Origin of the sequence: Enterobacter genomosp. O (assembly GCF_001022965.1) — a bacterium.
Taxonomy (GTDB): domain Bacteria; phylum Pseudomonadota; class Gammaproteobacteria; order Enterobacterales; family Enterobacteriaceae; genus Enterobacter; species Enterobacter cloacae_L.
Genome location: NZ_LECZ01000025.1, coordinates 90,532 through 114,030, shown reverse-complemented (window position 1 = coordinate 114,030; position 23,499 = coordinate 90,532). Strand labels below are relative to the sequence as shown.

General features: G+C 55.0%; 19 protein-coding genes. 9 read left to right on the top strand and 10 right to left on the bottom strand.

Going from position 1 to position 23,499, the window contains the following annotated elements:
* Positions 1-149: 149 nt before the first annotated feature.
* The 3 genes from ABR39_RS10540 to pncB form a co-directional block, all read right to left on the bottom strand.
* Positions 150-1,238 carry a porin gene (locus ABR39_RS10540; RefSeq protein WP_047346899.1) on the bottom strand — a complete coding sequence of 363 codons (1,089 nt, stop codon included), beginning with the start codon at positions 1,236-1,238 and terminating at the stop codon, positions 150-152.
* A gap of 605 nt (positions 1,239-1,843) precedes the next feature.
* Positions 1,844-3,244 (bottom strand): asparagine--tRNA ligase, encoded by a 1,401-nt coding sequence (gene asnS / locus ABR39_RS10535; RefSeq protein ID WP_047346898.1) that lies wholly within the window; start codon positions 3,242-3,244, stop codon positions 1,844-1,846.
* A gap of 166 nt (positions 3,245-3,410) precedes the next feature.
* The gene (pncB, locus tag ABR39_RS10530) at positions 3,411-4,613 is read right to left on the bottom strand and encodes a nicotinate phosphoribosyltransferase (RefSeq protein WP_047346897.1); all 1,203 of its coding nucleotides are present in this window, start codon (positions 4,611-4,613) and stop codon (positions 3,411-3,413) included.
* Positions 4,614-4,867: 254 nt separating this feature from the next.
* Here pncB and pepN point away from each other — a divergent pair, with 254 nt between their 5' ends.
* The gene (pepN, locus tag ABR39_RS10525) at positions 4,868-7,480 is read left to right on the top strand and encodes an aminopeptidase N (RefSeq protein ID WP_047346896.1); all 2,613 of its coding nucleotides are present in this window, start codon (positions 4,868-4,870) and stop codon (positions 7,478-7,480) included.
* Between the two features lie 87 nt (positions 7,481-7,567).
* On the opposite strand, the gene ssuB is transcribed toward pepN, so the two are convergent.
* From ssuB to ssuE, 5 genes are read right to left on the bottom strand one after another with little or no spacing between them, the layout of a single operon-like run.
* Positions 7,568-8,338, bottom strand: coding sequence for an aliphatic sulfonates ABC transporter ATP-binding protein (ssuB, locus tag ABR39_RS10520; RefSeq protein WP_047346895.1), 771 nt, complete (start codon positions 8,336-8,338; stop codon positions 7,568-7,570).
* Entirely contained in the window at positions 8,335-9,126 is a 792-nt protein-coding gene (gene ssuC, locus ABR39_RS10515; RefSeq protein ID WP_047346894.1) for an aliphatic sulfonate ABC transporter permease SsuC, read from the bottom strand. The genes ssuB and ssuC overlap by 4 nt, the downstream gene beginning before the upstream one ends.
* A gap of 9 nt (positions 9,127-9,135) precedes the next feature.
* Positions 9,136-10,281 carry an FMNH2-dependent alkanesulfonate monooxygenase gene (gene ssuD, locus ABR39_RS10510; protein ID WP_047346893.1) on the bottom strand — a complete coding sequence of 382 codons (1,146 nt, stop codon included), beginning with the start codon at positions 10,279-10,281 and terminating at the stop codon, positions 9,136-9,138.
* Positions 10,278-11,240, bottom strand: a complete 963-nt coding sequence (locus ABR39_RS10505) for a sulfonate ABC transporter substrate-binding protein (protein ID WP_047346892.1) — start codon at positions 11,238-11,240, stop codon at positions 10,278-10,280. The genes ssuD and ABR39_RS10505 overlap by 4 nt, the downstream gene beginning before the upstream one ends.
* A complete protein-coding gene (ssuE, locus tag ABR39_RS10500; protein ID WP_047346891.1) occupies positions 11,233-11,808 on the bottom strand; it encodes an NADPH-dependent FMN reductase in 576 nt (191 codons plus the stop codon). Before ssuE ends, ABR39_RS10505 begins: the two co-directional genes overlap by 8 nt.
* 249 nt (positions 11,809-12,057) lie before the next feature.
* Between ssuE and pyrD the strand changes: the two genes are divergently transcribed.
* A complete protein-coding gene (gene pyrD, locus ABR39_RS10495) occupies positions 12,058-13,068 on the top strand; it encodes a quinone-dependent dihydroorotate dehydrogenase (RefSeq protein WP_047346890.1) in 1,011 nt (336 codons plus the stop codon).
* Between the two features lie 165 nt (positions 13,069-13,233).
* A complete protein-coding gene (gene zapC, locus ABR39_RS10490; protein ID WP_047346889.1) occupies positions 13,234-13,776 on the top strand; it encodes a cell division protein ZapC in 543 nt (180 codons plus the stop codon).
* Here zapC and ABR39_RS10485 read toward each other — a convergent pair.
* Entirely contained in the window at positions 13,773-14,882 is a 1,110-nt protein-coding gene (locus ABR39_RS10485) for a YcbX family protein (RefSeq protein ID WP_047346888.1), read from the bottom strand. The two genes, zapC and ABR39_RS10485, sit on opposite strands and share 4 nt — an antisense overlap.
* 98 nt (positions 14,883-14,980) lie before the next feature.
* Here ABR39_RS10485 and rlmKL point away from each other — a divergent pair, with 98 nt between their 5' ends.
* The 6 genes from rlmKL (at position 14,981) to rmf (ending at position 22,907) form a co-directional block, all read left to right on the top strand.
* On the top strand, positions 14,981-17,089 hold the full coding sequence (rlmKL, locus tag ABR39_RS10480; protein WP_047346887.1) for a bifunctional 23S rRNA (guanine(2069)-N(7))-methyltransferase RlmK/23S rRNA (guanine(2445)-N(2))-methyltransferase RlmL: 2,109 nt from the start codon (positions 14,981-14,983) through the stop codon (positions 17,087-17,089).
* 12 nt (positions 17,090-17,101) lie between these two features.
* Complete coding sequence (locus tag ABR39_RS10475) at positions 17,102-19,009, top strand: ABC transporter ATP-binding protein (RefSeq protein WP_047346886.1); 1,908 nt, start codon at positions 17,102-17,104, stop codon at positions 19,007-19,009.
* A gap of 13 nt (positions 19,010-19,022) precedes the next feature.
* Positions 19,023-20,276, top strand: coding sequence for a membrane integrity-associated transporter subunit PqiA (pqiA, locus tag ABR39_RS10470; protein WP_047346885.1), 1,254 nt, complete (start codon positions 19,023-19,025; stop codon positions 20,274-20,276).
* A gap of 4 nt (positions 20,277-20,280) precedes the next feature.
* Positions 20,281-21,921, top strand: a complete 1,641-nt coding sequence (pqiB, locus tag ABR39_RS10465; RefSeq protein WP_047346884.1) for an intermembrane transport protein PqiB — start codon at positions 20,281-20,283, stop codon at positions 21,919-21,921.
* Positions 21,918-22,484 (top strand): membrane integrity-associated transporter subunit PqiC, encoded by a 567-nt coding sequence (pqiC, locus tag ABR39_RS10460; RefSeq protein WP_047346883.1) that lies wholly within the window; start codon positions 21,918-21,920, stop codon positions 22,482-22,484. The genes pqiB and pqiC overlap by 4 nt, the downstream gene beginning before the upstream one ends.
* A 255-nt stretch (positions 22,485-22,739) precedes the next feature.
* Positions 22,740-22,907 (top strand): ribosome modulation factor, encoded by a 168-nt coding sequence (rmf, locus tag ABR39_RS24155; RefSeq protein ID WP_013097261.1) that lies wholly within the window; start codon positions 22,740-22,742, stop codon positions 22,905-22,907.
* Positions 22,908-22,978: 71 nt separating this feature from the next.
* Here the strand turns inward: rmf and fabA are convergent, their stop codons facing one another.
* The gene (gene fabA, locus ABR39_RS10455; protein WP_047347377.1) at positions 22,979-23,497 is read right to left on the bottom strand and encodes a 3-hydroxyacyl-[acyl-carrier-protein] dehydratase FabA; all 519 of its coding nucleotides are present in this window, start codon (positions 23,495-23,497) and stop codon (positions 22,979-22,981) included.
* Positions 23,498-23,499 lie beyond the last annotated feature (2 nt).

Here is a 23,499-nt window from a genome sequence, read left to right as displayed (position 1 = left end):
GCTATCAGGTTAACGGTAGATTTACAAAATGCCAACCGTTTGCGACGAAAAGCGTGCGGCTTTTCAAAAGTCGCCATTATTTTCTGTCGGGCATAAAAAAACAGGGCCGAAGCCCTGTTCATTAAGCATATAACAAAGTGGTGTTCTGATTAGAACTGGTAGGTAACAGCCATTGCAACCTGGTCGTCTTTACCGTTCACGATACCCACGCTACGAGAGTAGTCGGTGTCGTCGATCAGGTTCAGCTGGTAGTCAACATAGACGTTGAAGTTTTTGTTGAAGTAGTAAGTTGCACCCAGTTCAACAAATTTCTGCAGATCAGCATCGCCGCCAGAGAAGGTGCCACGCTGTGACAGGTTTTTACCTTTAGACTGAACGTAGGACACGGAAGGGCGCAGACCGAAGTCGAACTGGTACTGAGCGATCACTTCGAAGTTCTGAGTTTTGTTCGCGAATGAGCCGTCAGCTTCACGGGTCATGTTGCGGGTTTCAGCGTAGGTGGTAGCCAGGTAGATGTTGTTCGCGTCGTATTTCGCGCCAACTGCCCATGCTTCAGCTTTGTCGCCTTTACCGTCAGCGGTCTGCAAGTTAGTACGGTCAGAGTTGCTGTATGCGCCGATCAGGCCGAAACCTTCGCCGAAATCATAACCCAGAGAGGTACCGAAACCGTCACCGTTAGCGGTTTTAACGTCGGTACGCTCGTTTTTACCCTGATACTGCAGACCCAGGCTCAGACCATCAACCAGACCGAAGAAGTCAGAGTTACGGTAGGTCAGCAGACCAGAGTTACGGCCGGTCATGAAGTTATCAGAGTAGTTAGCCCAGGTCATACCAGAGAAGGATGGGGCCATATCGGTGTAGGATTCTACATCGTATACGATACCGTAGTTACGGCCGTAGTCGATTGAACCTGCGTCACCGGCTTTCAGACCAGCGAACGCCAGACGGGTACGCTGAGTCTGGTTGCTTTCTGCCTGGCTTGCCAGAGCACGGTATTCCCACTGACCGTAACCAGTCAGTTGGTCATTGATTTGAGTTTCGCCTTTGAAACCGATCTGAGCATAGGTTGCATCGTTGCTGTCGGTGTTGTCACCTGAAGTCACGAAGTCGTGTTCACCAACCACTTTCCCGTACAGATCCAGTTTGTTGCCGTTTTTGTTATAGATTTCTGCAGCGTTAGCTGCACCGGCTACCAGCAGGGCAGGGATTACCACTGCCAGAATATTGCGCTTCATCATTATTTATTACCCTCATTGGTTTTTTTATGACACTCGCCACTGCCGTCAATAAATTCTGTCAATAAATATTTCCGGAACTATTGATGAGAGTTTGGTGTCTTTATGTATCTGTCAGGCATCTTTCCATTCACCGAAGCGTTTCGCTAGCCTCAAAGTGCTACAATTCTAAAGATTAAGTAACAACAAGAAAATATGTGTAACTAAATATGTATTTTCGGGAACTTTGTGAACCATCTCAAACTTCAGACCTCATTGGCGAATTAAGCGACAGTGCGATTCCTATATATATGAATTCCTTATGATTAATTTGGATAAAGGCAATTCATATAAACAGACGTTAAACGAGTCATTTTTTCTTATGCCCCCAAAGAGACTTCTGGATGGCTGAAAAAGTGGTTGAAATTTGTGCTATTACTTGAGGCTGCAATAATCGCAATAAGAATGGGGTTTATTTTTTGTGGCTGGATATTTCACGGAAACAAAACGTAACAGCTAGTGGTTGTGACGGGGTGAAGGTTTAAAGATGCTGACTTTACGCTGACGAAAACTGACAATGCAGAATAAAATAATGGCCAGCATATGCTGGCCATTTTCTGTTTTGTTGCTTAGAAGCTGGCGTTACGTGGAGTACGCGGGAACGGAATCACGTCACGTACGTTCTGAACGCCCGTAACGTAGGCGATCAGACGCTCGAAGCCCAAACCAAAACCGGCGTGCGGCACGGTGCCGTAGCGGCGCAGATCGCGGTACCAGCTGTAGTCCGCTGGGTTGAGCCCCATCTCTTCCATGCGCGCGTCCAGCACGTCGAGACGCTCTTCACGCTGAGAGCCACCGATGATTTCACCAATGCCCGGCGCCAGGACGTCCATCGCTGCCACGGTTTTACCGTCTTCGTTAAGGCGCATATAGAAGGCCTTAATGTCTTTCGGGTAGTTTTTAACGACAACCGGCGCTTTGAAGTGTTTCTCGGCCAGATAGCGTTCGTGCTCAGATGCAAGGTCAACGCCCCAGTAAACCGGGTTCTCGAACTTCTCACCGCATTTCTCGAGGATCGCCACCGCGTCAGTATAGTCTACCTGGGCAAAGTCAGCAGAGACGAAACGCTCCAGACGGGCCACCGCATCGCTGTCTACGCGTTCAGCGAAGAATTTCATGTCGTCCGGACGCTCTTCCAGAACCGCTTTGAAGACATACTTCAGCATCGCTTCCGCCAGGCCGGCAACATCATCCAGGTTGGCGAACGCCACTTCAGGCTCCAGCATCCAGAATTCCGCCAGGTGACGGCTGGTGTTGGAGTTTTCGGCGCGGAAGGTTGGGCCAAAGGTGTAGATTTTGGACAGTGCACAGGCATAGGTTTCGCCGTTGAGCTGGCCAGATACCGTCAGGAAGGCTTCTTTACCGAAGAAGTCTTTGTCATAGTCCACTTTACCTTCTGGCGTGCGCGGCAGGTTTTCCATGTCCAGCGTTGAGACGCGGAACATTTCACCTGCACCTTCCGTATCAGAAGCGGTGATCAGCGGGGTAGACACCCAGAAATAACCCTGCTCATCAAAGAAACGATGCAGCGCCTGAGCCAGCGTATGGCGCACGCGCGCCACCGCACCAATCAGGTTGGTGCGCGGGCGAAGGTGTGCGACTTCACGCAGGTATTCAATGCTGTGACGTTTTGCCGCCATCGGATAGGTGTCCGGATCGTCAACCCAGCCGGTGACTTCAACGGCAGAGGCCTGAATTTCGAAACTCTGGCCCTGGCCCGGTGATGCCACAACCACGCCGGTCACAATTACGGAACACCCCGTTGTCAGGCGCAGAACGTCATCATTGTAATTGGGCAGAGAATTATTAATGACGGCCTGTACAGGATCAAAGCAGGAACCGTCATAGACGGCAAGGAAGGAGATGCCAGCTTTAGAATCTCGGCGGGTACGCACCCATCCGCGCACGGTGACTTCTGAGTCAACGGCGACACGGCCCTGGAGTACGTCGGCTACAGGCACAACGCTCATAATATTCTCTCTGTTAATAGTCGGAAAAAATAAACACTTGTCCACCCTTATGGGGGGATATCTATGTTACCTGCCATCCGCTATCAGACAAGCAAATTTCGCAGTCAAAAGAGAAGATTTAAGAAATAAATAAGAAGAGGGGAGCCATCAAGGCTCCCTTAAGTGCTTAACTGGCTTTTTTGATCTGGGGGAGATCGAACGCTTTGCGCAACGCGCGGACAAACGCTTTGTCATGGCAGATGGTTTTACCCGGGCTATCGGAGAGTTTTGCAACCGGCTTGCCGTTACATTCCACCAGCTTAATAACGATATTCAGAGGTTTTACCTGAGGAATGTCGCAGGTCAAACGGGTACCAATCCCGAAGCTCAGGTTCACTCTGGTACTGAAATGGCGATAGAGTTCGACCGCTTTCGCCAGGTCGAGGTTATCGGAGAAGACCAGCACCTTGCTCATCGGGTCGATCCCGAGTTTTTGGTAATGGGCAATGGCCTTCTCGCCCCACTCAACCGGATCCCCGGAATCGTGGCGTAACCCCTGGTAACGCTCTGCGAACTCGGGACCAAAGTCGCGCAGGAAGGCGTCCATCGTAATACAGTCGGTGAGGGCGATCCCGAGTTGATTCGGGTACTCCTCAAGCCATGCGGCCAGTGCCGCGCGCTGGCTGTTAGCCAGGTCGGGGCTTATCTGCTGATGCGCCTGGAACCACTCGTGCGCCTGGGTGCCCATTGGCGTCAGGTTGAGGCGACGGGCGAGATCGTAGTTACTGGTACCTACGAACCACGGCTCCTGCTGCAGACGTTTAACGATGGCCTCCTGAACGTCGCGAGAGAAGCGGCGACGGGTGCCAAAGTCCATCAGGCGGAAGCGGGACATGTCCAGCCCTTCGGTCAGCGTGGAGAAGGCCGCGAGTTTGTTTTCCAGCGAGGCAACCGCCTGCTCTACGCCCGTTTCCGGTGAGCGGTAGCGGTGGGCCAGCTCGCTGATCACCGCCAGAAGCGGCACTTCCCACATGATCACTTCCCGCCACGGGCCTTCAAGGCGAATATCCAGCTTGCCATTATCGTTAACCACGGTGACCTGCTCCGGCTTATAGCGGAAGTCGCGCAGCCAGTTCAGATAATCGGTTTTGAAGAAAGGCAGGCCAGAAAGCCACTGATATTCGTCGTCCTGCAGCGTCAGATGCTGCATAGCATCGACCTGTTCACGAATGGAGTCTGCGTAGATACCGAGCAAGTCGTCGCCACGGCAGCGGAATTCCGCCGCGACATGCACGTCATAGTAGTGGTGGAAAACGGCTTGCTGCATATGCAGTTTATACGCGTCGGTATCCAGCAACGTATGCAGAACAGGGGAAGCGAATTGAGTCATAGGTGCGCAGTAGCATCCTCTCACAGGAGCGTTTAGTACAATAAACAACTCCGGAGTATACCTTGTTTAGTGATTTATTGAACCCCGATCACAACATAAGCGCGTTTTATGGTCGAGGGCATTTTGTGCCCCGTGTTATATAAATGTAGCAAAAAAGGGTTTTGTACCTGAAAAGATGAACATTCTGCATAGCGCGTTTTACACAACAGGAATATATTGAAACGTTACTCGACAAACGATGCATAAGGTTTTCTATGACACAACAGCCACAAGCCAAATACCGCCACGACTACCGTGCGCCGGATTACCTGATTAGCGATATCGACCTGACTTTTGACCTGGATGCCACTAAAACCGTTGTGACGGCGGTGAGCCAGGTGACGCGCCACAGCGCGACTGCCGTACCGCTGCGTCTGGATGGTGAAGACCTGACGCTGGTCTCCCTGCATATTAATGATGAAGCGTGGTCTGACTATAAAGAAGAAAACAACCAGCTGGTCATCGACAACCTGCCGGAACAGTTTACGCTGCGCATCGTGAATGAAATCAGTCCTGCCGCCAACACGGCGCTGGAAGGGCTTTACCAGTCTGGCGTGGCGCTGTGCACCCAGTGTGAAGCGGAAGGGTTCCGCCACATTACCTGGTATCTGGACCGCCCGGACGTCCTGGCGCGCTTCACCACCAAAATCATCGCCGATAAAGCGCTCTACCCATTCCTGCTCTCCAACGGTAACCGCGTGGGAGAAGGGGAGCTGGAAAATGGCCGTCACTGGGTTCAGTGGCAGGATCCGTTCCCGAAACCGTGCTACCTGTTTGCGCTGGTGGCGGGTGATTTCGACGTGCTGCGCGATACTTTCAAAACGCGCTCGGGTCGCGAGGTGGCGCTGGAGCTGTTTGTTGACCGTGGCAATCTGGATCGCGCACCGTGGGCGATGACCTCGCTCATCAACTCCATGAAGTGGGACGAAGAGCGCTTTGGCCTCGAATATGACCTCGACATCTATATGATCGTCGCCGTCGATTTCTTCAACATGGGCGCAATGGAGAACAAAGGCCTTAACGTCTTTAACTCCAAATACGTGCTGGCGCGTACCGATACCGCCACCGATAAAGATTATCTCGATATCGAACGCGTCATCGGACACGAGTATTTCCATAACTGGACCGGTAACCGTGTCACCTGTCGCGACTGGTTCCAGCTGAGCCTGAAAGAGGGCCTGACCGTGTTCCGTGACCAGGAGTTCAGCTCCGATCTGGGTTCACGCGCGGTGAACCGCATCAACAACGTGCGTACTATGCGCGGCCTGCAGTTTGCGGAAGATGCCAGCCCTATGGCGCACCCGATCCGCCCGGATAAAGTCATTGAGATGAACAATTTCTACACCCTGACGGTGTATGAGAAAGGCGCTGAAATTATCCGTATGATCCACACCCTGCTCGGGGAAGAGAACTTCCAGAAAGGGATGCAGCTTTACTTTGAGCGTCATGACGGCAGCGCGGCCACCTGCGACGATTTTGTTCAGGCGATGGAAGATGCCTCTAATGTCGATCTCTCGCATTTCCGCCGCTGGTACAGCCAGGCCGGTACGCCAGTTGTCACCGTCAAAGACGATTACAATCCGGAAACCGAGCAGTACACCCTGACCATCAGCCAGCGCACGCCGCCAACGGCGGAGCAGGAAGAGAAATATCCGCTGCACATTCCGTTCAGCATTGAGCTGTACGATAACGAAGGCAAAGTGATCCCACTGCAGAAAGGGGGCCACCCGGTACACCACGTGCTGAACGTGACCCAGGCCGAGCAGACCTTTATCTTCGATAACGTCTACTTCCAGCCGGTGCCAGCGCTGCTGTGCGAATTCTCTGCGCCAGTGAAGCTGGAGTACAAGTGGAGCGATCAGCAGCTAACGTTCCTGATGCGTCACGCGCGCAACGACTTCTCCCGCTGGGATGCGGCGCAAAGCCTGCTCGCAACCTACATCAAGCTGAACGTGAACCGTCATCAGCAGGGCCAGCCGCTGTCGCTGCCTGTCCATGTGGCTGACGCGTTCCGCGCGATCCTGCTGGATGAGACGATTGATCCGGCACTGGCGGCTGAAATCCTGACGCTGCCGTCCGCCAGCGAAATCGCCGAACTGTTTGATATCATCGACCCGATCGCCATCGTGGCGGTGCGTGAAGCCCTGACCCGCACGCTGGCGACCGAGCTGGCCGATGAGTTCCTCGCAATCTACAACGCCAATAAGCTTGACGCGTATCGCGTGGAGCATGCGGACATCGGTAAACGTTCCCTGCGTAACACCTGCCTGCGCTATCTGGCATTTGGTGAAACTGAACTGGCGAACACGCTGGTCAGCAAGCAGTATCACGAAGCGGATAACATGACCGACGCGCTGGCAGCGCTGGGCGCAAGCGTCGCCGCCGAACTGTCGTGCCGCGATGCGCTGATGCAGGAGTACGACGACAAGTGGCATCAGGATGGCCTGGTGATGGATAAGTGGTTCATTCTGCAGGCAACCAGCCCGGCGGAAGATGCGCTTAGCACCGTCCGCAGCCTGCTGAAGCATCGCTCCTTTACCATGAGCAACCCAAACCGCGTCCGTTCCCTGATTGGTGCGTTTGCCAGCAGCAACCCGGCCGCGTTCCACGCCGAAGATGGCAGCGGTTATCAGTTCATGGTGGAAATGCTGACCGAGCTGAACAGCCGTAACCCGCAGGTGGCGTCGCGCCTGATTGAGCCGCTGATCCGCCTGAAGCGCTACGACGCGAAGCGTCAGGCGAAGATGCGTGCCGCACTTGAGCAGCTTAAAGGGCTGGAAAACCTGTCTGGGGATCTGTACGAGAAGATTGCTAAAGCCTTAGCGTAATAACAAAATCGCCCGGTGGCGCTTCGCTTACCGGGCCTACATCTGGTTTTCTCCCTCTCCCCGTGGGAGAGGGCCGGGGTGAGGGCATCAGGCATTAGCCTTAACTCGCTGTAACTCCGTTTCCCCACGTTTCATCACCCGATCCAGCACTTCTGCCTCCAGCTCCGCCAGTCTTGCCGAACCGACGCGACGAGGGCGAGGAAGATCGACCGTCAGGTCCAGGCCAATTTTCCCTTCTTCTATTAACAGCACCCGGTCAGCCATTGCGACGGCTTCGCTCACGTCATGGGTGACCAGCAACACCGTAAAACCATGCACCTGCCAGAGGGAGCCAATTAAATCCTGCATTTCGATCCGCGTCAGGGCATCCAGCGCGCCGAGCGGCTCATCAAGCAACAGCAGGCCGGGGCGATGGATTAACGCCCGGGCCAGCGCCACGCGCTGTTTCTGTCCACCCGACAGCGCCGCAGGCCACTCGCCTGCGCGGTGTTCCAGCCCGACGGCCGCAAGCGCCTGACGGGCCTCATCGCGCCAGCTGCCCTTCAGGCCGAGCCCGACGTTGTCGATGACGGACTTCCAGGGCAGCAGGCGAGCATCCTGAAACATCATGCGAGTATCGTCCTGAATATTGGCCAGCGGCGTCGTGCCAGCCAGAATTTCGCCGCCGTTGGGGGACTCCAGCCCCGCTAAAAGACGCAACAGCGTACTCTTGCCGCCGCCGCTGCGCCCGACAACGGCCACAAATTGCCCGGCTGGAATATGCAGATCCAGCCCGTTAAGAACGGTGTTTTCACCGTAGCGTTTGGTCACGCCGCTGAGCAGCAGCGGTGTACCCTGAGTCAGTCGGGACGTGTTCATGCTTTCGCCTCCTGAGTGGTATAGGCCGGATTCCAGCGCAGCCAGCTGCGTTCCAGCCACTGGGCGCTGACGTCGGCGAGTTTGCCGAGCAGGGCGTAAAGGATAATGGCGACCACAACCACGTCCGTTTGCAGGAATTCACGGGCGTTCATCGCCAGATAGCCAATGCCGGAGTTGGCTGAGATGGTCTCCGCAACAATCAGCGTTAGCCACATCAGGCCGAGTGCAAAACGCACCCCGACCATAATGGAGGGCAGGGCGCCGGGGAGAATCACGTGGGTAAAAAGCGCGAAGCCTGATAAGCCGTAGCTGCGCGCCATCTCGACCAGGCCGCGATCGATGTTGCGGATGCCGTGCCAGGTATTAATGTAAATCGGGAACAGCGTACCCAGCGCCACGAGGAAGATCTTGGCGCTCTCATCAATACCAAACCACAAAATCACCAGCGGGATCAGCGCCAGATGCGGCACGTTGCGCAGCATCTGAATGGACGTATCCAGCAGCCGCTCGCCCCAGCGGGAAAGGCCGCTTATCAAACCCAGCACCAGGCCGATGCTGCCGCCGATGGAAAAACCAATCACCGCGCGCCAGGAGCTGATCGCCAGATGCTGCCACAGCTCGCCGCTGACGCTCAGCGACCAGAACGCTTCTACAACGCCCTCCGGGGAGGGCAGAATACGGCTCGACAGCCAGCCGGTGGACGACGCGAGCTGCCAGATAGCTACAATGCCGACGGGTAAAAACCACGGCGCGGCGCGCAGCAGCCATTTTTGTGAGGTGGCAGACATGGTCACTCCTTAGCTTTGCGCGGCTTTTCGCGGGATAAATTCGTTCGCCACGGCTTCGCCCTGAAGCTGAAGCGGCCGTGGCTGCGGAATTTCCGGAATGGAAACGTCCAGATGCGGGAATAACAGCTCGCCTACTTTATAGGCCTCTTCCAGGTGCGGATAACCGGAGAGAATAAAGCTGTCGATCCCAAGTTCTGCGTATTCATTAATGCGCGCTGCCACGGTCGGACCGTCGCCGACCAGCGCCGTACCCGCGCCGCCGCGCACCAGGCCGACACCTGCCCACAGGTTCGGGCTGATCTCCAGATTTTCACGCTTGCCGTTGTGCAGGGACGCCATCCGGTGCTGTCCGACGGAGTCGGTTTTGGCAAACGCGGCCTGCGCTTTCGCGATGGTTTCATCATCCAGATGGGAGATCAGACGGTCGGCCGCCTGCCAGGCTTCTTCATTGGTTTCACGCACAATCACGTGCAGGCGAATGCCGAAGCGCACCTTGCGGCCATGGGCGGCCGCTTTAGCGCGTACCTGAGCAATTTTTTCTTTCACCAGCTCGGGCGGTTCGCCCCAGGTCAGATAAAGATCGACCTGCTCCGCCGCCAGGTCCTGCGCCACATCCGACGATCCGCCAAAGTAGAGGGGCGGGCGCGGCTGCTGCACCGGCGGGAAGTAGAGCTTCGCGTCGCGAACGTGAATATGCTTGCCTTCAAAGGTGACGGTTTCCCCTTCCAGCAGGCGTCGCCAGACGCGGGTGAACTCGGCGGAGGCTTCATAGCGCTCGGTGTGGTCGAGGAACACGCCGTCGCCCGCCAGCTCCTGCGGATCGCTGCCCGTTACCAGGTTAAACAGGGCGCGTCCGTTAGACAGTCTGTCCAGGGTTGCCGCCTGACGCGCCGCCACGGTAGGCGAGACGACGCTCGGGCGCAGCGCAACCAGGAACTTCAGACGCTGGGTGACCGGGATCATCGACGCGGCAACCAGCCAGGCATCTTCACACGACCGTCCGGTCGGGATCAGCACCCCGGTAAAACCGATTCGGTCCGCCGCCTGCGCAATCTGCTGCAGATAGCCATGGTCAACCGGGCGTGAACCCTCTTCTGTACCAAGATAGTGTCCATCACCGTGGGTGGGTAAAAACCAGAAAAGATTCAGACTCATGATTTTGTTCCTTCTTTTCCAGCGGGTTGCCAGATGCGTTCGCGAATATCCACCTGCTTAGGAACCAGGTGATTTTGATAGAAGAGGTCAGCGGTTTGCTGCTGAAGTGCGGCGACGTGCGCGTCCACGGGCGTAATGGTGGTTGGTGGACGGTGGCTGAGATAGCTCGCAATCACTGGTTCAGGTAAGCCCATGGTTTTTGCCAGCAGGGCAATACTCTCCTGACGCTGGCTCTGGGTCAGCGCATCGGCCTGGGTAAAGGTATCAAGGACGCCCTGAATAAATGCGCCGTTCTTTTCCGCATACGGTCTTGCGGCAAGGTAGAACGAGCCTGTCTGCTTCAGCGTGGTGCCGTCTTTCAGCACGCGAACGCCGCCCTGCAGCAGTGCGGCGGAGTAGTACGGATCCCAGATGGCCCAGGCATCAACGTTCTTCTGCTGGAATGCGGCGCGCGCGTCGGCAGGCGTCAGGTAGACGGGCTGAATGTCGGTGAACTTGAGCCCGGCTTCCTGCAGGGCGCGCAGCAGAAGGTTGTGCGAGCTGGAACCTTTCTGGAACGCGACTTTATGACCTTTAAGATCGGCGACGCTTTTAATGTCGCTATTTTCAGGGACCAGAATCACTTCAGCCTTCGGTTTGGGCGGCTCAACGCCGACGTAGACGAGGTCCGCTCCGGCGGCCTGGGCGAATATCGGCGGAATATCGCCCGTACTGCCGATATCGATACTGCCAACGTTCAGGGCCTCCAGCATTTGGGGGCCAGCGGGAAACTCAACCCAGGAGAATTTGGTGTCCGGGAAGCGTTTTTCCAGAAGCTGGTGGCTTTTCGCCAGCACCATGCTCACGCTGCCTTTCTGATAGCCAATGCGTAAACTTTCAGGCGCTGTATCTGCGGCATGGGCCAGCGACGTAAGCGCCATCAAACCTGCCAGCCCGATGCGGGTTAACGTTTTAAACATGGGCGACTCCTTGAGGCTGACCAAACGCCGGAGCCTGGATATCCCTGCGGTGCAGGGCATGCCAGAAGGTTTCCAGGGCGTTATCGAGGCGTGTTTGCAGATTTGGCGTAAAGTGAGGTTTGTGCTGATAGTCAATGACCTGGGAGTCATCTGCGAAAACGCCGTGGAGGATCTCCTGCGCTTTCAGCGCGTTCAGAACTGGCTTTAGGGCATAATCCACCGCCAGTAAATGGGCCACCGTGCCGCCTGTGGCAAGGGGCAGTACCACTTTGCCATCCAGAGCACGCTCGGGAAGCAGGTCAAGCAGGGTTTTCAGCGCCCCAGAAAAAGAGGCTTTATAAATAGGCGTTGCCACGATTAAGCCATCAGCGCCTTTAAGCTGCTCAATGAGGGTTTTGAGCGCTGGGCTGTCAAAACGGGCATAGAGCAGATCCTCAGGTTCGAAGTTATGCAGGTTCCAGTGGCACACTTCCACATCCAGGGCATTGAGCTTTTCACGGGCATATTCCAGCAGAGCGCTGGAACGCGAAGGGAATCGTGGACTTCCGGCCAGGGTAATGACGCGCATACTTCCTCCTTATAACCAATTGTTTGCTTTTATCTAACATTCATAACAATTTTGAGGAGTGTGACACCGCGCGGTTATTCCACTAAATGATTTATCTGCAATTAAAATGCGAAAAACAGCATAAGAAGTATCCCGACAGGTAAACGTTTGCGTTTTACGCTGCTTTTTTTGCCGCAGGTCAATTCCCTTTCGTGCCGGGATCGCCCATAATCCCCTCCCGGTTTGCACACCGGGAATCCAGGAGAGTTCATGTACTACCCCTTCGTTCGTAAAGCCCTTTTCCAGCTCGACCCTGAGCGCGCTCATGAATTTACATTCCAGCAATTACGTCGCATTACCGGAACGCCGCTGGCCGCTCTGGTGCGTCAGAATGTGCCGGAAAAACCTGTGCAGTGCATGGGTCTGACCTTTAAAAACCCGCTGGGTCTGGCGGCCGGTCTGGACAAAAATGGCGAGTGCATTGATGCCCTGGGCGCGATGGGCTTTGGCTCCATCGAAATCGGTACCGTCACCCCGCGCCCGCAGCCGGGAAATGACAAGCCGCGCCTGTTCCGCCTGGTCGAAGCCGAAGGGCTGATCAACCGGATGGGCTTCAACAACCACGGTGTTGATCATCTTGTTGAGAACGTCAAAAAAGCGCATTTTGATGGGATATTAGGCATCAATATTGGCAAAAATAAAGATACGCCGGTAGAGCAGGGTAAAGATGACTATCTGATTTGTATGGAAAAAGTCTACGCCTATGCTGGTTATATTGCGGTGAATATTTCCTCACCCAATACCCCGGGCCTGCGCTCCTTACAATATGGCGAAGCGCTGGACGATCTTCTGAGCGCCATTAAAAATAAACAAAATGAGCTGCAGGCGATCCACCATAAATATGTTCCGGTGGCGGTTAAGATCGCGCCGGATCTTTCTGCTGAAGAATTGATCCAGGTTGCCGACAGTTTAGTTCGCCATAATATTGATGGCGTGATTGCAACCAATACCACGCTCGATCGCTCCCTTGTTCAGGGAATGAAAAACTGTGACGAAGCGGGTGGGTTAAGCGGCCGTCCGGTACAATTAAAAAGCACCGAAATTATTCGCGCGCTGTCTGCGGAATTAAAAGGACGTCTGCCGATTATTGGCGTTGGCGGCATTGACTCCGTGATTGCTGCACGTGAGAAGATGGCGGCGGGTGCGTCACTGGTACAAATCTATTCCGGCTTTATTTTTAAAGGGCCGCAGCTGATTAAAGAAATCGTTACTCATATCTAATCTTTTCTCCTAATCAGACAACCAGGGCTTTATTTCCGGCCCTGGTTGTTTTATATTCCGTCACTGTTGCTTATTTAGACATTATAGTCTTTTATTAATGGTGTTATAAACGAAGCGGCGAACAGGACATTTTTAGTACAGGACGTTTCGGGACGGGAGAGAAACATGCGAATTAAACCTGACGATAACTGGCGCTGGTATTTTTGCGAAGAGCACGATCGTATGATGCTCGATTTAGCCAATGGCATGTTGTTTCGCTCTCGTTTTGCTCGCCGAATGTTAACCCCGGACGCGTTTTCTCCGTCAGGCTTTTGCGTTGATGACGCTGCGCTGTATTTCTCCTTTGAGGAAAAATGCCGCGATCTGGTTCTCTCTAAAGAGCAGCGTGCCGAACTGGTATTAAATGCCCTGGTGGCTATCCGTTTTCTGAAACCGCAAATGCCCAAAAGCTGGCATTTCCTTGCGCATGGTCTGAGCTGGACCCCGGCAACGGGCGATGCGGCCAGCGTAAATCTGAGCGATACGGCAGAAGAGGTGAGTCTGCTGGTGGTCGAGCCTGGCGAAAATGCTGCGCTCTGTTTGCTGGCGCAGCCCGGCGTGACGATTGCCGGGCGGACTATGCAGTTAGGAGATGCCATTAAGGTGATGAACGACAGGCTGAAGCCCCAGCTTCGCGTGGATGCCTTCAGCCTGGAACAGGCCGTTTAAGCTTCCAGCTGTAGCGATGTTTTTGGAATACAGCTGCAGCACAGAATAGTCCCGTCTTCTGCAATCGCTGATTTTTTCAGCGCACTGACCTCGCCCTCTACCAGCTTGATTCGACAGCAGCCACAGATCCCCGCGCGACAGGAATAGGGTATGCGGATCCCCGCTTGTTCCAGTTGCTCAAGTAAAACCTGCTGGTTATTCCCCCGAATGACGTTACCCTGCCAGTGAATATCGACCGTCGAGCTGACCGGGGTCTCAACGTCGACGAACTCTTCCTCCTGACCTGAGCCGTACACTCTTGCAGGCCCTCGGGCAAGGATTTCAACCTCATCACCGACGCGGATCGCGCCGCTGGAGCGCGGAATAAGGTTCTGACCGAAGTCGACGTCGCCGTTGTCCTGTGCGGTACGAAATGACTGCAGCGTTTTCAGCGGCTCGCCGGAAGGGTGCTTCAGGCCTTTCTCCGGGCTGACGGTGGTAAAGATACAGCGGCTGCAAGGCTTCACCACGTCGAAAATGACGCTGCCGATACGGATGACTTTCCAGGTGTCTTCTTCCCAGGCGTCGGCACCCGTTACCACAAGATTCGGACGGAACTGTTCCATCTGAACGCTGGCTTTGCAGCGGCCTTGTAAATCACGCAGAGAGGCTTCGTTAGTCAGCAGGAAAGGGAAGCCATCGGCAAACGAGAGCGGAACCGCGTCATGGCGCTTAACGCGGCGCGTCAGCTCAGGCCCAACCCATCGCAGCTGCACGTCGCGGGAGAAGAAGCCGCTGAGCCAGCGGTTAATCTCCTCCGGGGCGATGCGCGCGGTAAAATGATTGCCCCACACTTCCGTTGGCGCATCGACAGGCGCAAAATCCGCAAAGCGGGTCACCGCGCTGGAACCGTCCGGTGCGGACAGGTGCAAACCGTCATGAAGCGGGGAAGGGGTAAAGCGAACCATCTGCGGGAACTGGCGTGCGGTAATGAACGTACCGTCCGGCTCGGTGACCATAAAAATACGATCGAAGGCAAATCCGCTCATGTCGGCCAGGGCGTGAGAGACGCCGATACCGCGCATGGATTTCACCGGATGAATAAAAAGCCTGGATAACGTCGCCACTGCACAGTCCCTCGAATGAAAATAAGCCTTCAACTTTATGACATACACGCCATATTAGCTATAATGCGCGACAATTTTCTAAGAGTAAAAGTGACGATATGAATTCTCTGTTTGCCAGTACGGCCCGTGGGCTGGAAGAGCTGTTAAAAACTGAACTGGAAGCCCTGGGCGCGCAAGAGTGCCAGGTAGTTCAGGGTGGTGTCCATTTTGAGGGCGACACGCGGCTTATTTACCAGAGCCTGATGTGGAGCCGTCTGGCGTCGCGCATCATGCTGCCGATGAAGGAGTGCAAGGTCTATAGCGACCTTGACCTGTATACCGGCGTACAGATGATCGACTGGACAGAGATCTTCACCCCGAATGCCACCTTTGCGGTGCATTTCAACGGCGTGAACGACGAGATCCGCAACAGTCAGTACGGCGCCCTGCGCGTCAAAGACGCCATTGTGGACTGCTTTACCCGTAAAAATAAGGAACGCCCTAACGTCGATCGTGAAAATCCCGATCTGCGTATCAACGTCTGGCTCAACGGCGATACCGCGAGTATTTCCCTCGATCTGAGCGGAGCGGGCCTGCACCTGCGCGGCTACCGCGATCGCACCGGTATGGCGCCAATCAAAGAAACACTGGCCGCCGCCATTGTGATGCGCTCCGGCTGGCAGCCGGGCACGCCGCTGCTCGACCCGATGTGTGGTTCCGGTACCTTGCTGATTGAAGCGGCCATGCTGGCCACCGACCGCGCGCCGGGCCTGCACCGCGGGCACTGGGGCTTCAAAGGCTGGGCGCAGCACGATGAAGCGCTCTGGAAAGAGGTCAAAGACGACGCGCAGACCCGCGCGCGTAAAGGTCTGGCGGAGTACACCTCCCACTTCTACGGTTCAGATAGCGACCCTCGCGTCATTGAACGCGCGCGCAGCAATGCCCGTCGCGCCGGTATCGGCGAGCTGGTCACCCTCGAAGTAAAAGACGTGGCGAACCTGACCAACCCGCTGCCAAAAGGCCCGTACGGTACCGTTATCAGCAACCCGCCATACGGCGAACGTCTTGACAGCGAACCGGCGCTGATTGCCCTGCACAGCCTGCTGGGCCGCAACATGAAAGACTATTTCGGCGGGTGGAATCTTTCCCTGTTCAGTGCCTCACCGGAACTGTTGAGCTGCCTGCAGCTGCGTGCCGATCGCCAGTTTAAGGCGAAAAACGGCCCGCTGGACTGCGTGCAGAAAAACTACCATCTGGCGGAGAAAGCGGCGGACAGTAAGCCATCGGGCGTGGCGGAAGATTACGCCAACCGTCTGCGCAAGAATCTCAAGAAATATGAAAAATGGGCGAAGCAGGAAGGGATCGAATGCTATCGCCTGTACGATGCTGACCTGCCGGAATACAACGTGGCGGTTGACCGCTATGCGGACTGGGTGGTGATTCAGGAATATGCCCCGCCGAAAACTATTGACGCACAAAAAGCGCGTCAGCGCATGCTGGACGTCATTGCGGCGACCATCGCCGTGCTGGGTATCGCGCCAAACAAACTGGTACTGAAAACCCGCGAGCGTCAGAAAGGGAAAAACCAGTATCAGAAGATGGGCGAGAAGGGTGACTTCATTGAAGTGGGCGAATACAACGCCCGCCTGTGGGTTAACCTGACCGACTATCTTGATACCGGCCTGTTCCTCGACCACCGTATCGCCCGTCGCATGCTCGGCCAGATGAGCAAGGGCAAAGATTTCCTCAACCTGTTCTCCTATACCGGCAGCGCCAGCGTGCATGCGGGTCTGGGCGGCGCGCGGAGCACCACCACGGTGGATATGTCCCGCACCTATCTGGAGTGGGCGGAGCGTAACCTGCGCCTTAACGGCTTAACCGGGCGTCAGCATCGTCTGATGCAGGCCGACGTGCTGGGCTGGCTGCGTGATACCGACGAGCAGTTCGACCTGATCTTTATCGATCCGCCGACCTTCTCCAACTCCAAGCGTATGGAAGACAGCTTTGATGTACAGCGCGATCACCTGCGCCTGATGACCGACCTGAAGCGCCTGTTGCGTAAGGGCGGCACCATTATGTTCTCGAACAACAAACGCGGTTTCCGTATGGATCATGACGGCTTAGCCGCCCTGGGACTGAAAGCACAAGAAATCAGCCAAAAAACGCTGTCTCAGGACTTTGCTCGTAACCGTCAAATTCATAACTGCTGGTTGATTACCGCGGTCTGAAAGGAAAAATAAATGTCTTTAATTAGTATGCACGGCGCGTGGCTCTCTTTCAGCGACTCACCGCTTCTCGATAATGCAGAGCTGCATATCGAAGATAACGAGCGTGTTTGTCTGGTAGGCCGTAATGGCGCAGGCAAATCGACGCTGATGAAGATCCTTAACCGCGAACAGGGCCTGGATGACGGGCGTATTGTTTACGAGCAGGATCTGATTGTCTCCCGTTTGCAGCAGGATCCTCCGCGTCACGTGACCGGCAGCGTGTACGATTTCGTGGCTGAAGGTATCTCTGAGCAGGCCGAATACCTGAAGCGCTATCACGAGATTTCGCATCTGGTGATGACCGACCCGAGCGACAAGAACCTCAACGAACTGGCGAAAGTGCAGGAGATGCTCGATCACCACGGTCTGTGGCAGCTTGAAAACCGCATTAATGAAGTGCTGGCGCAGCTCGGTCTGGAACCGGATATGGAACTGTCCGCGCTCTCCGGCGGCTGGCTGCGTAAAGCGGCCCTGGGCCGCGCGCTGGTCAGCGGGCCGAAAGTGCTGCTGCTGGACGAACCGACGAACCACCTGGATATCGAAGCGATTGACTGGCTGGAAGGGTTCCTGAAAACCTTCAGCGGCACCATCATCTTTATCTCTCACGACCGTTCGTTTATTCGCAATATGGCGACGCGCATTGTCGATCTCGACCGCGGTAAGCTGGTCACCTATCCTGGCGATTACGATACGTATCTGCTGGAGAAAGAAGAAAACCTGCGCGTGGAAGAGTTGCAGAATGCGGAATTCGACCGCAAGCTGGCGCAGGAAGAGGTCTGGATCCGCCAGGGCATCAAAGCCCGCCGCACCCGTAATGAAGGACGCGTGCGTGCCCTGAAGGCAATGCGCCGCGAGCGTAGCGAACGCCGCGAAGTGATGGGCAGCGCCAAAATGCAGGTGGAAGAAGCCTCCCGTTCCGGCAAGATTGTCTTTGAAATGGAAAACGTTAACTATCAGGTTGACGGTAAAGTGCTGGTGAAAGACTTCTCGGCACAGGTTCAGCGCGGAGACAAAATCGCCCTGATTGGCCCGAACGGCTGCGGTAAAACCACGCTGTTGAAACTGATGCTCGGCCAGCTTCAGGCCGACAGCGGGCGCATTCACTGCGGCACAAAACTCGAAGTGGCCTACTTCGATCAGCACCGCGCGGAGCTGGATCCGGACAGAACGGTGATGGATAACCTCGCCGAAGGTAAGCAGGAGGTCATGGTAAACGGTAAGCCTCGCCATGTGCTGGGCTACCTGCAGGATTTCCTGTTCCATCCGAAGCGCGCAATGACGCCGGTTCGCGCGCTGTCAGGCGGTGAGCGAAATCGTCTTCTTCTGGCGCGTCTGTTCCTGAAGCCAAGCAATCTGCTGATCCTCGATGAACCAACGAACGACCTGGATGTCGAAACGCTGGAACTGCTGGAAGAGCTGATTGACGGTTATCAGGGGACCGTGATGTTGGTCAGCCACGATCGTCAGTTCGTTGATAACACCGTGACCGAGTGCTGGATCTTCGAAGGTGAGGGCAGAATTGGACAATACGTGGGCGGTTATCACGATGCAAAAGGGCAGCAGTCGCAGTCTCTGGCGCAGAAACAGTCAAAGTCCAAAACAAGTTCCGAACCTGCTGTAGCAAAAGCAGAAACTGTCAAGAAAACATCGGCTAAACTAAGCTATAACCTGCAGCGCGAACTGGAGGGGCTACCGCAGCGTCTTGAAGAGCTGGAGGCGGCGCTTGAGGATCTGCAAAAACAGGTTGCCGATGCGTCATTCTTTACCCAATCGCATGACTATACTCAAAAAGTACTGGCTGATATGTCCGCGGCTGAAAAAGCCCTGGAAGAAGCCTTTGAGCGCTGGGAGTACCTTGAGTCTCTGAAAAACGGCGCATAAGCAGGGATAAAATATGTGTGACCAGCACCATGCCGACAGGCATATATTATGCTCGCAATGCGATATGCTCGTGGCGTTGCCAGAGCTTGGTCACGGACATAAAGCCCTGTGCCCACGTTGCGGCGCAACGTTGACAACCGAGTGGGACGCGCCGCGGCAGCGTCCCACTGCTTACGCTCTGGCAGCATTATTCATGCTGCTGCTCTCCAATCTCTTCCCGTTCATCTATATGAAGGTGGGCGGAATGACCAGCCAGGTCGATTTGCTCGAAATCCCGGGCGTGATGTTCTCTGAAGATTACGCCAGCCTCGGCACCTTTTTTCTGCTCTTTGTCCAGATAGTCCCGGCTTTTTGCCTGGTCGTTATCCTGATGCTGGTAAACCGCGTCAGGATGCCGTCGTCACTGAAAATCAAACTCGCGCGTATCCTTTTTCAGCTTAAAAGCTGGGGGATGGCCGAGATCTTCCTGGCGGGTATTCTGGTCAGCTTCGTGAAGCTGATGGCGTACGGTGACGTGGGGATCGGCAGTAGCTTTATTCCCTGGTGTTTGTACTGTGTCCTCCAGCTGCGTGCATTCCAGTGCGTGGACCGGCGCTGGTTGTGGGACGATATCGCCCCGGCTCCCACGCTTTCGCAAACGGTGAAAGTCGGCGTACCGGGTATTCGTCAGGGACTGCGTTCCTGCCCGTGCTGTACCGCCGTGCTGCCTGCCGATCTCGACGTTTGTCCGCGCTGCGAAACCAAAGGTCACGTGCGCCGTAAAAATAGTCTGCAGTGGACGATGGCGCTGCTGGTGACGTCCATCATGCTGTATTTGCCGGCCAATATTTTGCCGATCATGATTACCGATCTGCTCGGCGACAAAATGCCCTCGACGATCCTGGCCGGGGTGATATTGCTGTGGGGCGAGGGATCCTATCCGGTCGCCGGCGTGATTTTTATCGCCAGTATTATGGTGCCAACCTTAAAAATGATCGCGATCGCCTGGCTCTGTTGGGATGCGAAAGGCCACGGAAAACGCGACAGCGAACGCATGCACCTGATTTATGAAGTTGTCGAGTTTGTCGGACGCTGGTCAATGATTGACGTGTTTGTTATTGCCGTTCTCTCTGCATTGGTGCGGATGGGCGGTTTAATGAGTATTTATCCCGCGATGGGGGCTTTAATGTTTGCGCTGGTCGTGATTATGACCATGTTTGCGGCCATGACCTTCGACCCTCGTTTATCGTGGGATCGAGAGCCTGAATCAAGCCATGAGGAAGAGTAAGAGCATGGAAAATAAGAGTGGAGAGGCGAAAGTGCAGAAGGTCAAAAACTGGTCACCGGTGTGGATTTTCCCCATCGTGACGGCGCTGATTGGTGCATGGATCCTGTTTTATCACTACAGCCATCAGGGACCGGAAGTCACGCTTATTACCACCAATGCCGAGGGGATTGAGGGCGGTAAAACGACCATCAAAAGCCGTAGCGTGGATGTGGGCGTGGTCGAAAGCGCAACCCTGACCGACGATTTAACCCATGTGGAGATTAAGGCGCGCCTTAATGCCGGCATGGAAAAACTGCTGCATGGCGACTCGGTTTTCTGGGTCGTTAAACCGCAGGTGGGGCGTGAAGGGATCAGCGGCTTAGGCACGCTGCTCTCAGGGGCCTACATTGAGCTGCAGCCTGGCGCTAAGGGTAACCAGCCAGCCAAATACCAGCTTCTGGATTCACCGCCGCTCGCACCGCCTGATGCTAAGGGTATCCGCGTCATTCTCGACAGCAAAAAAGCAGGTCAGCTCACGGCGGGGGATCCGGTTCTGTTCCGCGGCTACCGCGTCGGGTCGGTTGAGAAAAGCACGTTCGATCCGCAGAAACGTGCGATCAGCTATCAGCTCTTCATTAATGCGCCGAACGATCGCCTGGTCACCAGCAACGTCCGTTTCTGGAAAGATAGCGGTATTGCGGTGGATCTGACCTCGGCAGGCATGCGCGTTGAAATGGGCTCGCTGACCACGCTGTTTGGCGGCGGCGTCAGCTTTGACGTGCCGGAAGGACTGGATCTGGGGCAGCCGGTTGCTGAGAACACCGCTTTCCGCCTGTTTGACGATCAGCGAAGTATTCAGGATGCGCTCTATACCGATCACGTTGATTTCCTGATGTTCTTTAAAGACTCCGTTCGCGGCCTGCAGCCGGGGGCGCCCGTTGAGTTCCGCGGCATTCGTCTCGGTACGGTTGGACAAGTTCCATTCTTCGTTCCGGGGCTTCAGCAGGTGCTGGATGATGATTACCGCATTCCGGTGCTGATTCGTATTGAACCAGAGCGTTTGATCAACCAGATTGGCGAAAATCAGGATATTGCCACCCATATCTCCCAACTGATGGAACGCGGTCTGCGCGGTTCGCTGAAAACCGGCAACCTGGTGACCGGTGCGCTGTATGTGGATATGGACTTCTATCCAAAAGCGCCGCCGATTACCGGTATCCGTGAATTTGGTGGTTACAAAATCATCCCAACGGTGAGTAGTGGTCTGGCCCAGATCCAGCAGCGTCTGATGGAAACACTGGATAAGATTAACAATCTGCCACTGAATCCGATGATTGAAGCGGCGACGAACTCGCTGAGCGAGAGCCAGGCAACGATGCGCCGTCTGCAAACCACGCTGGATAACATCAACAAGATCACGGCAAGCCAGAGTATGCAGCAGCTTCCGCAGGACATGCAGAAAACGCTGCGTGAACTGAACCGCAGCATGCAGGGCTTCCAGCCAGGCTCAGCGGCATACAACAAGATGGTGGCGGATATGCAGCGTCTCGATCAGGTCTTGCGTGAACTGCAGCCAGTTCTTAAAACGCTCAACGAGAAGAGCAACGCGCTGGTGTTTGAAGCGAAAGATAAAAAGGATCCTGAGCCGAAGAGGGCAAAAGAATGAATAAATGGCTATTGATGGCTGGCGCTCTGCTGTTAACGGCGTGCAGTTCAGGTGTAGATAACAAAAGCTACTATCAGCTGCCCGTGGCTACCCAGAGCGGGGGACAAAGCACGGCCAGCCAGGGAAACCGTCAGCTGTGGGTTGAACAGGTTGCCGTGCCGGATTATCTGGCCGGAAACGGTGTGGTCTATCAGACCAGCGACGTTAAATACGTGATTGCGACGAACAATCTGTGGGCCAGCCCGCTGGATCAGCAGCTGCGCAACACGCTGGTGGCCAATCTCGGCAGCCAGCTTCCGGGTTGGGTTGTCGCTTCGCAGCCGCTGGGCAACGATCAGGATACGCTGAACGTCACGGTAACGGGCTTCCATGGTCGCTATGACGGTGCGGTGGTGATCAGCGGGGAGTGGTTGCTGAATCATCAGGGACAGCTGATTAAGCGTCCTTTCCATCTGGAGCTCAAACAGCAGAAAGATGGCTATGACGAAATGGTGAAAGTGCTGGCTCAGGGTTGGGCACAGGAGTCGGCCAGTATCGCAAGGGAAATTTCCCGGCTGCCATAAGTAAAATTCATCATCAAAAACCGCAATTGGTCTGTCGCTGATTGCGGTTTTTTTTCGTTTTCACTTCAGTTCGTTACTTGTGCCGCATCACAATTTTTGTACAAATGATCTTCCAGCTAGCTCACAAATATGACACCCGTATGAATTTTGAACATTGACGCTGCGACTAATTCGGGGTATTCGTTATCTGTGCCTGTGCATTTAGTGCAGACACTGTTTTCTTTCCACCAGACAAAAGAATGAGGGAAACGAGGCATGAAGAGACAGAAACGAGATCGCCTGGAACGGGCTCATCAACGTGGTTATCAGGCCGGCATCGCTGGACGTTCTAAAGAAATGTGTCCTTATCAGACGATAAATCAAAGGTCACAATGGCTTGGAGGCTGGCGAGAAGCCATCGGCGACAGGGCACTCATAGCCTGATAACGTCTCTTTAAAAAAAGAAACCTCCGCAATGCGGAGGTTTCGCCTTTCTGGGGTCTCGAAAAGCAATATCAGAACGCGGAGGTGTCCTGGAACAGACCCACTTTCAGGTCGCTCGCGCTATAGATCAGACGACCATCTACCAGCACTTCGCCATCCGCCAAGCCCATAATCAGACGGCGGTTAACGATGCGCTTGAAGTGAATACGATAGGTCACTTTCTTCGCTGTAGGCAGAACCTGGCCGGTGAATTTCACTTCGCCCACGCCCAGCGCACGACCTTTACCTTCACCACCCAGCCAGCCCAGATAGAAGCCAACCAGCTGCCACATTGCATCGAGGCCCAGACAGCCAGGCATTACCGGATCGCCAATAAAGTGGCAACCGAAGAACCACAGGTCCGGGTTAATATCGAGTTCTGCTTCTACGTAACCCTTATCGAAGTTGCCGCCGGTTTCGGTCATTTTCACGACACGGTCCATCATCAGCATGTTCGGGGCCGGTAACTGCGGGCCATTAGCGCCAAACAGTTCACCGCGACCAGAGGCAAGAAGATCTTCTTTTGTATAGGATTCGCGTTTATCTACCATGT

What these genes read in the sequence shown, in the direction of transcription:
- ABR39_RS10540 (WP_047346899.1), bottom strand. Translation starts at nt 1,238, where the DNA reads ATGATGAAGCGCAATATTCTGGCAGTGGTAATCCCTGCCCTGCTGGTA.
- asnS (WP_047346898.1), bottom strand. Translation starts at nt 3,244, where the DNA reads ATGAGCGTTGTGCCTGTAGCCGACGTACTCCAGGGCCGTGTCGCCGTT.
- pncB (WP_047346897.1), bottom strand. Translation starts at nt 4,613, where the DNA reads ATGACTCAATTCGCTTCCCCTGTTCTGCATACGTTGCTGGATACCGAC.
- pepN (WP_047346896.1), top strand. Translation starts at nt 4,868, where the DNA reads ATGACACAACAGCCACAAGCCAAATACCGCCACGACTACCGTGCGCCG.
- ssuB (WP_047346895.1), bottom strand. Translation starts at nt 8,338, where the DNA reads ATGAACACGTCCCGACTGACTCAGGGTACACCGCTGCTGCTCAGCGGC.
- ssuC (WP_047346894.1), bottom strand. Translation starts at nt 9,126, where the DNA reads ATGTCTGCCACCTCACAAAAATGGCTGCTGCGCGCCGCGCCGTGGTTT.
- ssuD (WP_047346893.1), bottom strand. Translation starts at nt 10,281, where the DNA reads ATGAGTCTGAATCTTTTCTGGTTTTTACCCACCCACGGTGATGGACAC.
- ABR39_RS10505 (WP_047346892.1), bottom strand. Translation starts at nt 11,240, where the DNA reads ATGTTTAAAACGTTAACCCGCATCGGGCTGGCAGGTTTGATGGCGCTT.
- ssuE (WP_047346891.1), bottom strand. Translation starts at nt 11,808, where the DNA reads ATGCGCGTCATTACCCTGGCCGGAAGTCCACGATTCCCTTCGCGTTCC.
- pyrD (WP_047346890.1), top strand. Translation starts at nt 12,058, where the DNA reads ATGTACTACCCCTTCGTTCGTAAAGCCCTTTTCCAGCTCGACCCTGAG.
- zapC (WP_047346889.1), top strand. Translation starts at nt 13,234, where the DNA reads ATGCGAATTAAACCTGACGATAACTGGCGCTGGTATTTTTGCGAAGAG.
- rlmKL (WP_047346887.1), top strand. Translation starts at nt 14,981, where the DNA reads ATGAATTCTCTGTTTGCCAGTACGGCCCGTGGGCTGGAAGAGCTGTTA.
- ABR39_RS10475 (WP_047346886.1), top strand. Translation starts at nt 17,102, where the DNA reads ATGTCTTTAATTAGTATGCACGGCGCGTGGCTCTCTTTCAGCGACTCA.
- pqiA (WP_047346885.1), top strand. Translation starts at nt 19,023, where the DNA reads ATGTGTGACCAGCACCATGCCGACAGGCATATATTATGCTCGCAATGC.
- pqiB (WP_047346884.1), top strand. Translation starts at nt 20,281, where the DNA reads ATGGAAAATAAGAGTGGAGAGGCGAAAGTGCAGAAGGTCAAAAACTGG.
- pqiC (WP_047346883.1), top strand. Translation starts at nt 21,918, where the DNA reads ATGAATAAATGGCTATTGATGGCTGGCGCTCTGCTGTTAACGGCGTGC.
- rmf (WP_013097261.1), top strand. Translation starts at nt 22,740, where the DNA reads ATGAAGAGACAGAAACGAGATCGCCTGGAACGGGCTCATCAACGTGGT.
- fabA (WP_047347377.1), bottom strand. Translation starts at nt 23,497, where the DNA reads ATGGTAGATAAACGCGAATCCTATACAAAAGAAGATCTTCTTGCCTCT.